Source organism: Stenotrophomonas sp. YJH_SMC_29 (genome assembly GCF_059371235.1).
The window spans coordinates 54,314-67,855 of record NZ_JCAFUK010000021.1 but is presented as its reverse complement, the minus strand read 5'-3'; the positions used below and the strand labels follow the sequence as shown (position 1 = coordinate 67,855).

Annotated in this window: 12 protein-coding genes; 2 read left to right on the top strand and 10 right to left on the bottom strand. The window is 68.4% G+C overall.

Annotation, left to right across the window (positions count from 1 at the left end; translation table 11 throughout):
• Positions 1 to 259: 259 nt before the first annotated feature.
• Entirely contained in the window at positions 260 to 2,032 is a 1,773-nt protein-coding gene (locus AC5P9I_RS18920; protein WP_049467766.1) for an EAL domain-containing protein, read from the bottom strand.
• 4 nt (positions 2,033 to 2,036) lie between these two features.
• The gene (locus AC5P9I_RS18915; RefSeq protein WP_053463205.1) at positions 2,037 to 4,139 is read right to left on the bottom strand and encodes a sensor histidine kinase; all 2,103 of its coding nucleotides are present in this window, start codon (positions 4,137 to 4,139) and stop codon (positions 2,037 to 2,039) included.
• Positions 4,140 to 4,269: 130 nt separating this feature from the next.
• On the opposite strand from AC5P9I_RS18915, the gene AC5P9I_RS18910 reads away from it, so the two are divergent.
• Positions 4,270 to 7,029, top strand: coding sequence for a bifunctional diguanylate cyclase/phosphodiesterase (locus AC5P9I_RS18910; protein ID WP_049467761.1), 2,760 nt, complete (start codon positions 4,270 to 4,272; stop codon positions 7,027 to 7,029).
• Positions 7,030 to 7,151: 122 nt separating this feature from the next.
• Here the strand turns inward: AC5P9I_RS18910 and AC5P9I_RS18905 are convergent, their stop codons facing one another.
• The 7 genes from AC5P9I_RS18905 to AC5P9I_RS18875 all read right to left on the bottom strand — a co-directional run bounded on the left by AC5P9I_RS18905 (position 7,152) and on the right by AC5P9I_RS18875 (position 12,077).
• Entirely contained in the window at positions 7,152 to 7,658 is a 507-nt protein-coding gene (locus AC5P9I_RS18905) for a hypothetical protein (protein WP_049467757.1), read from the bottom strand.
• A gap of 65 nt (positions 7,659 to 7,723) precedes the next feature.
• Positions 7,724 to 7,939: a hypothetical protein gene (locus AC5P9I_RS18900; RefSeq protein ID WP_049467755.1), complete on the bottom strand. Its 216-nt coding sequence runs from the start codon at positions 7,937 to 7,939 to the stop codon at positions 7,724 to 7,726.
• 98 nt (positions 7,940 to 8,037) lie between these two features.
• Positions 8,038 to 9,228 (bottom strand): methyl-accepting chemotaxis protein, encoded by a 1,191-nt coding sequence (locus tag AC5P9I_RS18895; RefSeq protein ID WP_014647075.1) that lies wholly within the window; start codon positions 9,226 to 9,228, stop codon positions 8,038 to 8,040.
• A gap of 162 nt (positions 9,229 to 9,390) precedes the next feature.
• Positions 9,391 to 10,005 carry a high frequency lysogenization protein HflD gene (gene hflD / locus AC5P9I_RS18890; RefSeq protein WP_049467751.1) on the bottom strand — a complete coding sequence of 205 codons (615 nt, stop codon included), beginning with the start codon at positions 10,003 to 10,005 and terminating at the stop codon, positions 9,391 to 9,393.
• Positions 10,002 to 11,144, bottom strand: coding sequence for a tRNA 2-thiouridine(34) synthase MnmA (gene mnmA, locus AC5P9I_RS18885; protein WP_049467749.1), 1,143 nt, complete (start codon positions 11,142 to 11,144; stop codon positions 10,002 to 10,004). The genes hflD and mnmA overlap by 4 nt, the downstream gene beginning before the upstream one ends.
• A complete protein-coding gene (locus AC5P9I_RS18880; protein ID WP_049467746.1) occupies positions 11,141 to 11,602 on the bottom strand; it encodes an NUDIX hydrolase in 462 nt (153 codons plus the stop codon). Before AC5P9I_RS18880 ends, mnmA begins: the two co-directional genes overlap by 4 nt.
• A gap of 1 nt (position 11,603) precedes the next feature.
• Entirely contained in the window at positions 11,604 to 12,077 is a 474-nt protein-coding gene (locus AC5P9I_RS18875; RefSeq protein ID WP_049467743.1) for a hypothetical protein, read from the bottom strand.
• 112 nt (positions 12,078 to 12,189) lie between these two features.
• On the opposite strand from AC5P9I_RS18875, the gene clpS reads away from it, so the two are divergent.
• Positions 12,190 to 12,516 carry an ATP-dependent Clp protease adapter ClpS gene (gene clpS / locus AC5P9I_RS18870; RefSeq protein ID WP_006444529.1) on the top strand — a complete coding sequence of 109 codons (327 nt, stop codon included), beginning with the start codon at positions 12,190 to 12,192 and terminating at the stop codon, positions 12,514 to 12,516.
• A 79-nt stretch (positions 12,517 to 12,595) separates the two neighbouring features.
• Here clpS and AC5P9I_RS18865 read toward each other — a convergent pair whose 3' ends face one another.
• Positions 12,596 to 13,408 (bottom strand): APH(6) family putative aminoglycoside O-phosphotransferase, encoded by an 813-nt coding sequence (locus tag AC5P9I_RS18865; protein ID WP_049467739.1) that lies wholly within the window; start codon positions 13,406 to 13,408, stop codon positions 12,596 to 12,598.
• Positions 13,409 to 13,542 lie beyond the last annotated feature (134 nt).

Here is a 13,542-nt window from a genome sequence, read left to right as displayed (position 1 = left end):
CTCTACCAGGACCAATCGGTAGTGCCGGCCGCTGGCCGGCAACCTCATCGAACCGGGCACCCAGAGCAGCCGGCCAGCGGCCGGCTCTACCAGGACCAATCGGTAGTGCCGGCCGCTGGCCGGCAACCTCATCGAACCGGACACCCCAAAGCAGCCGGCCAGCGGCCGGCTCTACCGGGGCCAATCGGCTGGCCGGCCACCTCATCGAACCGGACACCCAGAGCAGCCGGCCAGCGGCCGGCTCTACCGGGCCGCATCGTCACCGCGGCGGGCGATCCTCACCGCCGTCTCCGCTTTCCACCTGCACCGGCCCCGCATTGCTGCGGCGCTGTTCCTCGTACGTGCGGAACGCCTGGTGGATGTGCTTGCGCAACTCGTCGTCGTTCCACGGCTTGGTCAGGAAGCGATAGATCGCGCCGCGGTTGATCGCATCGGTCACCGTGTTCAGATCGGTGTAGCCCGACAGCACCAGGCGGATCGTATCCGGGTACAGCATCTTCACCCGGCCCAGGAACTCGGTGCCGCTCATGTCGCTCATGCGCTGGTCGGACAGGATCACCTGCACGTCGTTGATCGCCAGCAGGTCGAAGGCATCGCGCACATTGCCCGCCGCCAGGATGCGGTAGCCGTCGCGGCGGAACAGGCGCACCAGCGAGCGCAGCACGTTTTCCTCGTCATCCAGCAGCAGCAGCGTCCGGTCCGGGCGCGTTTCGGCGAAGGCTTCCGGGCGCAGGTAGCGGCGGCGCAGGGTCATGCCGGCGGCATCGGCCGACATCGGCTCGCCGAACAGGTAGCCCTGGAACACGTCGCAGTCGTTGCGGCGCAGGAAGCCCAGCTGGGCCTGCGATTCCACGCCGTTGGCGATCACCGTCATGCCCAGCTGGTGGCCCATCGCGATGATCGCGCGGGCAATGGCCGCCTCGCGGTTACCGGCCGGCGCGCTCTTGATGAAGCTGCGGTCGATCTTCAGCTTGTCCACCGGGTAGCGCACCAGCGCGCTCAGGCTGGAGTCGCCGGTACCGAAGTTGTCCAGGCTCAGGCTGATGCCTTCGTTGCGCAGGTTGGCCAGCGTCTCATGGACGAAATTGACATTGTTGGTCAGTGCGCTTTCGTTGATCTCCAGCGTCAGCATGTGCGCCGGCACGCCGGCGGCCTGCAGCAGGGACATCACCTCGGCGAAGAAGTTCGGCCGCAGCAGCTGCAACGTGGACACGTTCACTGCGATGGTGAAGTCATCAAAGCCCTGGTCGCGCCACAGCCGGGCCTGCTTCAGCGCGCCTTCCAGTACCCAGGTGCCGATCTGCACGATGATGCCCAGGCGCTCGGCGGTGCGCATGAACCGCTCCGGCACCAGCATGCCCAGGGTCGGCGACTGCCAGCGCAGCAGCGCCTCCATGCCGACCACGTGGCCGTCGCGGGCGCTCACCAGCGGCTGGTAGCGCAGCTTCAATTCGCCATTGGGAATGGCGTCGACGATCTGGCGCGCGATGATGCTCTCGCTGTGCGCGCTCGGCGGGGTATCCACCGCATGGATGCGCACGGCATTGCCGCCTTCGCGGGCGGCCTGGTACAGCGCATCCTCGGCATGGTCGAGCAGGCGCGAGGCACTGCTGGCATGTTCCGGGCACAGACTCACGCCCAGCTTGCCGGTCATGAACAGCGTGTACGGCAGCACCGACAGCGGCAGTTCCATCTGCTGGCGGATCTCCTCGGCGAAATCCTCCGGCAGCGGCACGTCGTCGGTGCGTGGCACCGCGATCAGGAACTCGTCGCTGCCATGCCGCCACAGCTTGCCGCGTCCGCGCAGGTAGGACTGCAGGCGCTGGGCCACCAGCACCAGCGCCTGGTCGCCCACTTCGGCACTCATGTTCTCGTTGACCGATGCGAAGTGGTCGATGTCCACGTGCATCAGCATCAGCGCGATGCCGCCGGAGGCCGCCTCGGCAACCATCGCCTGCAGCTCGGGGTTGCCGGCGCCAAGGCGGTCGGGAGCATCATCGATGCTGACCGGGGGCAGGTTGGAATTCCACATAGGCTCAGTATTCCGGTGAATCGACGGCGGCCATGCAGGCCGCCTGGTAGGGAAGATGGACGTCGACCAGGGTGCCTTCGCCATGCGCGGACTCGATCCGCACGTGGCCGCCGACGCTCTGCGCGCGCTCGCGCATCACGATCAGGCCGAGGCCGCGCGGGCCATCCGGATCGAAGCCCTCGCCATCGTCGCGGATCTGCAGGTGCAGGCCGCGCTGGCCGACATCGCGCAGCTGCAGCAGGACCTGGCTGGCGCGCGCATGGCGCAGCGCGTTGGTCAGGCTTTCCTGGGCAATGCGGAAGCAGGCCTGTTCGATGCTGTTGTCCGGGCGATGCGGCAGCGGTTCGATCTCGGCCAGCAGCTCCACCGGCGAAGAGCGGAACAGCACCCGCGCCTGCCAGCTCAGCGCCGCCTCCAGGCCCAGTGCATCCAGTTGCGGTGGACGGAGCAGGGTCGAGATGTCGCGCAGCTTGGCCACAGTGGTGTCGGCTAGGCTGACGATCTGCGCCAGATCCTCGCCGCGACGCTGCGGATCATCCTCGTCCTGCGCCGCGTGCGCGGACAGCTTGATCGCGGTGATGGCCTGGCCGATGTCATCGTGCAGGTCGCGCGAGATCGCGCGCCGCTCGTCCTCCTGCAGCGAGAACAGTCGCCCGGCCATCGCCTGCAGTTCGCGGTTGCTGGTTTCCAGCGCGCTGCGCGTGCGTTCGGAATCGCTCAGGTCGCGCACGATCAGCAGCTTGCAGTCGCGGCCGCCGTAGCGCACTTCGCCCACCGCCAGGCCGGCGTGGAAGCTGCGGCCGTCGGCACGCTGCATCGCCACCACGCTGCTGTGGCCCGGCCCCAGGTGGGGCTGGCCGGCGCGCAGCTGGCTGCGCACCCGCGGCAGGTCTGCGGCAGCAACCAGTGCCGACAACGGCTCGCCCAGCAGGGTATGGCTGCCATAGCCGAACAGGCCGGCGGCCCAGGCATTGGCGTACAGCACATGTTCGTCGGACAGGATCACCACGCCGTCGGGCAGCACCCGCACCAGCTCGCGGAACTGCTCCTCGCGCTCGCGCAGCAGGCGCCGCGACTGCTCGCGCTCGGTCACGTCCTGCAGCGTGCCCAGCACGCGGCTGCGACCGGCTTCATCGATGCCACTGGCCGCGCGCAGGTGCACCATCAGCGCGCGCCCGTCCATCGACAGCAGCGGCAGCAGCACGTCCACCTGCACCGGCTCGCCGCAGCACAGCTCGGCCAGCAGCTGTTCGGTCTGGGTGGCGGTGGCCGGGTCGGCCGGGACCAGCAGCTCGTCGAAGCGGTGCCAGCGCCGGGCCTCGGGCGGGCGCCGGCCGAGCAGGCGATAGACCTGGTTGGAATAGCGTCCCAGCCCGGTGGACGGGTCCAGTTCCCAGGCGCCGATGCGGGCCAGTTCGTGGGCTTCCTCCACCCGTGCCAGCGCCTGGTCGCGACGCAGCTGGGCCAGGTCCTCGGCAGTGCGGTCGATGGCGATCAGCAGGCGGGCGTTGTGGCCGTCGTAGCTGATGGCGTTGGAGCGCAGTTCCATGTGCCGCAGCGAGCCATCGCGCAGCTGCAACTGCGCGCGCAGGATGCACAACGCCTCGGGCGCCTCGCGGATCGCCTCCAGCTTGGTCTGCAGCGCCTGGTCCTGGCCCGGTGGCCACAGCGCATCGATGGTCTGCTCCAGCAGTTCGTCACGGTCCCAGCCGAACGCGCTGCAGGCGGCGGGATTGGCATCGAGGATCGCCAGCGTGTCCAGGTCATAGACCAGGATCGGGCCGGGGTTGCCCTCGAACATCTGGCGCAGGCGCAGCTCCGAGGCCTGCTGGCGGGCATGGGTGTGCAGCACGTGTTCGGCCAGCGGCCGCAGCAGCAGATACAGCAGGCCTGCGCTGGCCAGGGCGAAGAACGAACCCTTCAGGCCCTGCCACAGCGCCGCCCGCTGCGGATCGGGCACCAATGCCTGGACCACGCTGTCGGTGGAGATCATCCAGGCCAGCGCCATCACCAGGTAACTCAGCACCACCCGCCGGCGGTCACGGCTCAGCGCCTGCGCCATCCGCGGGTCGGGAACAGGGGCGTTGCCGGTGGGGTCTGCGGGCATGGGCGGGGCGGGTGACAGGGGCGCCGGTCATCTTACCCCGCAGCGTGCCGTGACCACTCAATTATCCGCCGCAGGCGCCGTTAACCACTGCGTGCCCCGCTGACGGGCGTGTCATCCGGAGCAAGATCGCGTGGACCAAGGGATCATCGCCAGCCTGCTGCAGCACCCGCTTGCGTCGGCGCTGGTCATCGTCGACCGTGCCGGGCGCCCGCTGGCGGCCAATCCGGCCGCGCGCGAGCATGGCCTGCCGGCCACCGTGGCGGCCTATGCGCCGATGCTGGAAGATCTGCGCCTGATGGCCGCCGATGGCGGCATCGTCGCCTGCACGCTGCCGGGCGGCCCGCGCGGGCACTACGACGGCCACCTGCGTGCGGTGCACGACGGCGCCGGCAACCTGCTGGCCTTCACCCTGAGCATCCCCGAGCCGGTGCCGGTGGACGGGGGCGGGCGCTGGGAGCTGGCGCTGGACAGTGCCGGCCACAGCCTGTGGGACTGGGACATTCCCGGTGACCGCGTCACACGCACGCCCGCGCTCGGCGAGGATGCTGCGACCGGCATGCTGGCACGCGTGCACGGCGAGGACATCGTGCAGGTGCGTGCCGCGCTCGACGAGCACCTGCGCGGGCACAGCGAGCAGTACAGCGCACAGTTCCGTTTCCGCCAGGCCGACGGCCAGTGGCGTTGGGTGCTCGATCGCGGCCGGGTGGTCGCCCGCACCGCCGATGGCCAGCCCCTGCGCATGGTCGGCACGCATACCGATATCGAGCAGCAGAAGCAGCTCGAATCGCTGCTGCAGGAACAGCAGCTGCACCTGAGCGAGGCCCAGCGCATCGCCAGCATGGGCAGCTGGTCGTTTGATCCCAACAGCGGGCATTTCTGGTGGTCGCCGGAACTGCGTTCGCTGCTGGCCCTGGAGCAGGGCGCCGTTCCGGGCCAGCGGCGCTGGCTGAAGCAGCTGCATCCACGCTCCCGCGGCGCGCTGCGCGCGGCATGGCGGCGGTTGTGGCGCGATGGCCGGGCTGCCAACCTCGAGCTGGAGCTGACCCGCGGCCATGAGCCTTCGCAGCACCTGCGGCTGTGGATGCAGCCGCTGCTGGACATGGATGGGCAACCCAAGCGACTGCTTGGCCAGGTACAGAACATCACCGAACAGCACCAGACCGATGCGTTGATCCGCTGGCGCACCGAACTGCTGAACCGGGTTTCCGCGCTGGGCCGCATCGGCGGCTGCGAGATCGAAGTGCAGACCCGCAGCATGCAATGGACCGAGGAGTGCTACCGCATCCATGGCCTGCGCAAGGAACCGATCACCCTCGACCAGGCGCTGGCGCTGTACACCGAGGACTCGCGCAGCGCGTTCGAGGCGGCGCTCGCCCGTATCGCCAACGGCGGCCTGCCCGAGCAGCTGGACCTGTGCTTCTACCGCCAGTCCGGCCTGCGCGTCTGGGTGCAGGTGCTGATCGAACTGGACCGTCGTGACGGCCTGCCGCCGCGGTTCGTCGTCCTGTTCCGTGACATCACCCGCGAGCGTGAAGCCAACGAGCGCATCGAACTGCTGGCCCACTACGATCTGCTGACCGGCCTGCCCAATCGCGTGCTGCTCGGCGAGCAGACTGCCGAGGCCATCGAGGAAGCGCGCGATCGCGGTACCTCGCTGGCGATGCTGTTCATCGACCTGGACGGCTTCAAGACCATCAACGACAGCTTCGGCCACGCCACCGGCGATGCGCTGCTGAAGGCCGCCGCCACCCGGCTGCACCAGAACCTGCGCAACAACGACCTGTTCGGCCGCTTCAGTGGCGACGAATTCATCGTGGTGCTGCGTGACCTGGCCGAGCCGGAGGATGCCGGTCACGTGGCGCGCAAGCTGATCGCCTCGTTGGCCGAGCCGCTGCGCCGTGGCGAGACCACGTTGAAGGTCGGCGCCAGTGTCGGCATCGCGATGCTGGGCGATGCGCAGACCGATTTCGATTCACTGCTGCGCGCGGCCGACGCCGCGATGTATGCGGCCAAGGAAGCCGGGCGCAATACCTACCAGTACTACAGCCAGGACGCGCTGGCCCGCATCCAGCGTCGGCTGGACGTCGAGCATGCCCTGCATGGGGCGATCGAGCGCGACGAGTTCAGCCTGGCCTACCAGCCGCTGCTGCACGCCCACCACGGCGAGCCACCGGCGATCGAGGCACTGTTGCGCTGGCACCGACCCGGCATCGGCTACTGCAGCCCGGCCGAGTTCATTCCCATTGCCGAAAAGTGCGGCGAGATCGTGCGCATCGGCGACTGGGTGCTGAACGAGGCCTGCCGCCAGGCAACCGCGTGGGATCGTGCCGGACTGCACTTTGATCGCATCGCGGTCAATGTGTCGGCGGTGCAGCTGCGGGATCGCGGCTTCGCCGAGCGCGTGATCGAGATCTGCCATGCCCATGGCTGGCCGCCGCAACGGCTGGAACTGGAGCTGACCGAGTCGGCGCTGATCCGTGACACCGACATCCTGCGCCACTGCTTCGACGTGCTGGAGCGGCACGGCGTGCCGCTGGCGGTGGACGACTTCGGCACCGGCTTCTCCAACCTCAATTACCTCAATCGCTTCCCGGTGGGGCGCCTGAAGATCGACCGCAGTTTCGTGCAGGGGATGCTGCATGATTCGGGCACGGCCGAAGTCACCCAGGCCATCGTCCACCTGGGCCACGCGCTGGGCATGAAGGTGGTGGCCGAAGGCGTGGAAACCCACCAGGAAGAAGACATGCTGCGCCGCCAGGGCTGCGACGAGATCCAGGGCTACCTGTACTCGCGCCCGCTCAGCCCGCGCGATCTGGCGCAGTGGCTGCGCCAGCAGCGCCCGGCGCCGATGCGCACCGACGCCAGCGGCGAAGCGGTGCTGGTGCGCTGACGATCTGCGCTGGCAGATGCCGGCCCGGTGTGGCCTGACTCTGGTGCGCCCGGCTCCGGTGGGTGCCGGCCGTCGGTCGGCACGGATGCGCGGGCGCGCGACCATCCACGCACGGCGTGGCCCTACCTGGGAAACTCCGCCTTCAACTGCATGCGCAGGGCCTCGACGACGGCCGCGTAGCGCCGCTTCTGGACCAGGTAGCTGGCCAGGAACAGCGGCAGTACCAGCAGCATCGGCGCCACCATCGGGCGCATCGCCACCAGCGGCAACAGCAGCAGCGACAGGATCGCCACGAACCAGCTGCACAGGCCCGTCACCCGCACCTCGTGCCGTCGCGCGTTGAGTACGATGCGACCGCGCATCACCGGGAAGTAGCGCAGGCCGAAGCTCGGCGCGAAGCTCTCGCGGAACGCCATGCTGCCATCGGGCAGCGCATGGAAAGCCAGTCGCAGCCACTTGTCCTGTGGCAGGTCACGTTCCAGGCTGCCCAGCGAAAGGCGGGCCTGCATGGCCGGTGACGCCGCAATGCGTTCGTTGAACAGGGTGATGCCCCAGCTGAAATAGCCGGCCACCCAGGCCATCAGAAGGACCGTTTCGATCAGGAGTACTGCGATCAGGGCGATGGCCATCGGTCTTCCATGAACGGGACCGGTGGATCATGCCATGCGCGACGGCCATCACGCAGGACGCGGATCTACTTCAGGGCTTCGCCATCCAGCCCCAGGTCCCATGCCAGTCCCAGCAGTTCATCGTCGGCTCGGGAGGGGGGGGGGCGCGCATCGGCCAGGTGCTGCAGTTCGAGCAGTTCCTCGCGGGCGACGTCTTCCAGCTGCTGCAACTGCTCACGCACGCTCGCGTTGCGCGGGCGCTCGGTGTCGGTGAGGGCGGGCAGGGCGCGGATCAGGGTCATGGTGCGCGTACAGGATGCATCCAACGGCGGGTCACAGGCAAAGGCCCCGGGCGAACCGGGGCCTTGCGGGCTGCCGGCGAGGGCAGCGGACATCAGGATCAGAACAGCTCGACGGTGCCGGCGCCCATGCTCTGCTGGGCGACCGGCTTGTGCGGCGGGCGTTCCCATTCGCTGCGCAGCTCGCGCAGGCGGTTGCCGGTGCGCTGCAGGGCGCTGGCAATCTCTTCGTCGAACACGCCGCCGTTGCGGTGCAGCAGCTCCTGCAGGGCCACCGCTTCGCGATTGATGGCGGTCAGGCGGTCCAGGTGGGTGTGCACGCCGCCCAGGGCCTGGGTGGCGATGTCTTCGAACTGCAGGGCGCGCACGGCTTCGGCCACGCTGCCATCGATCGCACGGGCGCACTCGGACACTTCGCGCATGCCGTCGCCGAGCGAGGCATTGATCTGCGCGACATTGTCGAGCATTGCCGCCGCTTCCTGGCGCGCTTCGCGGGAGCGGTCCATGTCACGCGAGGCCATGTGCGAGACCGTCTCGCGCACCTTGGCAATGGCGTCCTTGGAGCTGTGCGCCAGCTTGCGGATCTGCTCGTTGAAGGTGGTCGAGCGTTCGGACAGGTTGCGCACTTCGTCGGCGACCACGGCAAAGCCACGACCGGCTTCACCGGCACGCGCCGCTTCGATGGCCGCGTTCAGCGCCAGCAGGTTGGTCTGGTCGGCGATCGACTTGACGTCTTCCAGCAACGCGAAGATGCCATCCAGGTGCTGCGCCATCTGGTCGATGTGCTGCACGGTGGTGCTGCTCTGGCCGCTGACCTGTTCCAGCGCTTCCACCAGCTGTTCCATGCGATGGCTGGCGTGCTGGGCGAAACGGGCGACGTCGAGGCCGGCATTGCCTTCATCACCGGCGCGGTCGACGATGCGCGACAGGGCCTGGCTCTGCTGGCGCGACTTGCGGTTCATCGCATCGAAGCTGCCGCCGAGGCTGGAGACGGCCTGGCGGATCAGGTCACGGGCGCGTTCCACTTCGCCACGCGAACCGTCGATCTCGTTGCCGACGAAGTTGCGCAGCTCGGTCAGCAGCTGGTCCTGTTCGCGCAGGACACGGGCGTGCTCGGGGGAGCGATGTGCCTGGGCGCGGGTGGTCCACCACGCAAAGCCGAGCCAGCTCAGCGTCATCGTGGTCAGGATCGCCCAGCGCAGGGCGGCCGGCCATTCGAAACCGATGGCGAAGGGGAGCAGCAGGGTCAGAGCCAGGGGGGCGGCCAGACGGATGAAAATGCGTGAGTACATGGACGTTCTCGGGAGGTGCACGGAGGATGTATCGGCCGTACCCCCTTTCTCTTTAACGTCGATGTGCCTCGAAGTGCATTCTGAATGCGCCGGTTTTACGGCGCCCTGGCGGCCTCGGGGTCGGATCCCTTTTCCATGGAAAAGGGCTCTGACCCCACACCCTCAGGCCAGCAGGCGGTCCACGGCCTCGATCATCGCCTTTCGCCCGAACAGGAAATCCCAGTAGCTGCCACCCAGCTGCCGCCAGAGCACCGCCGCGCGCACCGCGGCCAGCAGCAGGGCGCGGATCTCCGCCACCACGCCGGCCTGGCCCAGGTAGTGCGGGTTGCCCTGGACCATCACCCGCGGCTTGAGGTGGCTGATGGTGTCGGCGTACAGGCCGCCCAGGCTGGCGAGCACGTCCGGGTGACCGCTGTCACCCAGTTCGGCGGCCTGGCGCTGGGCGCGCTCGATGCCGGAGGCGACCTTGTTCACGGTCGCCCCGTCCTGCACGAAGCGGCGCTCCAGCTGCAGCACCGACAGGGCCAGCTTGGGCAGGATCGGGTCCTGGCCCTGGCTGCGGAAGTAGTTGTGCAGCAGGCGCAGCCCCGCCTTCAATGCATGGCGGTCACCGAACACCGCCTGCGGCGAGGACGCATCCACGCGGAACACGCTGTCCACGGCGGTGCGTACGGCGGCGGCGTCGGAATGGCCGGTATCGGCGATGCGGCGGACCTGCTGCAGGGCCTGGGCAATGCCGGCCAGGGCCAGGACGCGGTCGTCGACAGTGAAACTCATGCAGCGATTACCTCAAAAGGGGAGGGGGTGGTGCGCAGGCGCTCTTCCAGCGGCGCATCGGTGGCGGCGATCACCGCGCCACCCAGGCACACGTCACCGTCATACAGCACCAACGATTGACCGGGGGTAACGGCGCGCTGCGGGCGCGCGAAGGTGACCAGCACGCTGCCGTCATCCAGCACCTGCACCGTACAGGGCTCATCGGGCTGGCGGTAACGGGTCTGGGCAGTACATTCGAAGCGCCGCGCCGGCGGCGCGCCGGCGATCCAGTGCGCGCGTTCCGAACGCAGGCGCCCGGACAGCATCCACGGGCTGTCGCGGTCCTGGTCCACGTACAGCACGTTGCTGGCCACATCCTTGCCGACCACATACCACGGTGCAGCCGGGCGGCCACGCACGCCGCCGATGTTGAGGCCCTCGCGCTGGCCCAGCGTGAAATAGAACACGCCCGGATGCTCGGCAATCACGCTGCCGTCGGCCGGGTCGAGGATCTGGCCCGGCTTGGCCGGCAAATAGCGTCCAAGGAACTCGCGGAAATCGCGCTCACCGATGAAGCAGATGCCGGTGGAATCCTTCTTGGCGTGGGTCGGGAGGCCAACGTCGCGCGCGATCCGGCGCAGGTCGCTCTTTTCCAGGTCGCCGATCGGGAACAGGGTGGCCGCCAGCTGCTCCTGGCCCAGCTGGTGCAGGAAGTAGCTCTGGTCCTTGGAACGGTCGGCGCCGCGCAGCAGCAGCCACTGGTGGCCGCGCTGGGTCACCCGGGCATAGTGGCCGGTGGCGATGCGCTCGGCGCCCAGCTCGCGGGCAGCATCCAGGAAATGCTTGAACTTCACTTCGCGGTTGCACAGCACGTCCGGGTTCGGCGTGCGGCCGGCCGCATACTCGGCCAGGAAGTGCTCGAACACGCCCTGCCAGTACTCGCTGGAGAAGTCGCGGAAGTGGAACGGGATGCCGAGCAGGCCGCAGACCGCCACCGCATCGCGGCGGTCGTCCTCGGCGCGGCAGTCACCGCTGCCGTCGTCGGCCCAGTTCTGCATGAACAGGCCAGCCACGGCCTCGCCCTGCTGGACCAGGCGCCAGGCGGCGACCGAGGAATCGACGCCACCGGACACGCCCACCATCACGCGCGGAGTGCTCATGCGACCTCCCGGACCAGTGAAAGCGGATGGCGCTGGCCACCCAGGTAATCGGCCACCACCTGCCATACCAACGGGCTGCGCTGGCGCGCGCCGGCGGCCTGCAGCTCGGCCGGGGTCAGCCACAGTGCACGGTCGATGCCGGTGTCCAACGGCTGCGCCGGGTCGTGCGAGACCGGGCGCGCCGCGTAGCAGAAGCGCAGGAAGGCAGTGCCGTCGCCGGCGGTCCACTGGTAGCAGCCGATGAAGTGGGTCAGCTGCACGGTCCAGCCGGTTTCCTCGCGGGTCTCGCGCAGGGCAGCCTCGGCCAGGCTTTCGCCCGGCTCGAGGTGGCCGGCCGGCTGGTTGAGCACCGGACGGCCGTCGATGGTCTCTTCAACCAGCAGCACGCGGCCGCCGTCGACCACCACCGTGGCGACGGTGGCGTGCGGTGCCCAGCGCGGGTCCGGCGTGGCGTTCAACTCAGAACTCGTCCTTCTTGGTCAGTTCCAGCTCCATTGCGTCGGCGGTGCGGATGGCCGCATCGATGGCGTCGCTGAGCTGGTCGGGGGTGGCATCGGCGTCGATCTTCACCACGAACATGGCGGTGGTGTCCTGCTTCACCCAGCCGCCCATCTTGGCGTCCTGCGAATCTTCCAGCAGGCGGTTGGCCACGGCCACCGGGAACTGCTTGGTCTTGGCACTGTAGGCCGGCGACCAGATCTCGCGGATGTTGTGGCTGCCGAAGTCTTCCACCGCCGAGCGCACGTAGACCATCTGGGTGCGGTCACCCTCGACGTCGAAGACCATGCGGTAGTCGCCATCCTCGTCGACCTCGTAGGTGTAACCCAGCTTGTCCAGGTGGCGGGCCACGGACTTGTCGGCCTGGGGTGCGGCGGTGGCAGCACCGGCAGCGGCCAGGGTGATCAGCAGGGCGGGCAGAAGGGTCCTTTTCATGAAGATCCTGTGAAGCAGTGTTGAAAGAAGCTGCAATTGTGACGTTGGGCGTGCGTGCCGTCCAATCCGCGGCGGGCCGACGCAGGCGCGGTGCAACCTCTATAATGGGTGGATGCCCCATGAGTCCTCCCCCGATTCCCATCACGAGCACGGCGTTGCCGTGGAGCCCGCGCGCCCGGAAGTGGCGCCGCCGCCGTTCTACCAGGTGATGCTGCTCAACGACGACTACACCCCGATGGATTTCGTGGTGGATGTACTGCAGCAGTTCTTCAGCATGGACCTGGACAAGGCCACGCAGGTGATGCTGCACGTCCATACCCGCGGCCGCGGCGTCTGCGGCGTGTTCACCCGCGAGGTCGCCGAGACCAAGGTTGCCCAGGTCAACGAGTATTCGCGGATGAACCAGCACCCGCTGCTGTGCACGATGGAAAAGGCCTGACCGGCTGCCGATTCTCGTCCGGGCACATCGATCCCGGATGGGTGTGCCCACCAAGGTGGGCACCTGCCAAGCGCGGGTCTCACCTCTCCGCCAGCGCCTCCAGTGCCATCCGCGCCACCGCCTCGTCGATGTCGGCGGGGTCGCCATCGTCCCGGAACCACACGGCCGACAGTGCCGCGCTGGCGGCGATCCAGCGCAGCAGGCGCGCCCGTTCCAGCCCAGCCAGCGCGCTGACCTGTTCCAGCCGGGCGGCAAACCGCTCCGGCCGCGTGGCCACGTGGATGCCCGGGCCGCACAGATCCGGATTGCTGAACAACGTCGTGTAGTCGAACGCGCGGTCACCCAGCAGCCGTTTCGGATCGATCGCCAGCCAGCCGCGCGCACCAAAATCCAGCACGTTGTCATGGTGCAGGTCGCCGTGCAGCGGCCGGATCTCCTGTTCTTCCTGCAACACCCTTCCTGCCAGTGATCTGCACTGTTCCAGCAGTGGCGGCAGCGCGGCCCTTGGCTGCAGCAGGTCGGCGAACCATCTACGCAGGCAGACCAGGTCTGCAGGCGGCGCGCTCCGTGGCCGGTGCAACCGCTGCAGGACCTGGCACAGGATCGTGGTACAGGCGTCATCGGCGCCATCGATCGAGCGTTGCCGCAGCGACTGACCGCTGGCGCGCTCGATCAGGATCGCCGGCCCCTCGTGGGCCAGCAGGCGGGCAGCGCCATCGCCGTCCCACCAGCGCAGCAGGCGATGGCTGTTCTGCTCCTCGGTTTCGCCGGCAATCTTCAGCATCGCCGGCTCGCCGGCGGCGGTCAGCACCGGCCAGAGCCGGGCGTGGGGCGTACGGATGGCCGGGCCGTCACGCCGCAATCGCCAGCGGCTCAGGTAGGGTTCGCTCATGCCGGTTGTACGATCCTGGAGTGAATGAAGATCAAGCGATCTGCAGTGCTAACGCCATCTGAACGCAGCAATCCGCTAGGGTGATGGAAATCGCGTAGTCAGGCCGCATATTGTTCCCATCTGCCGCCGGAGTA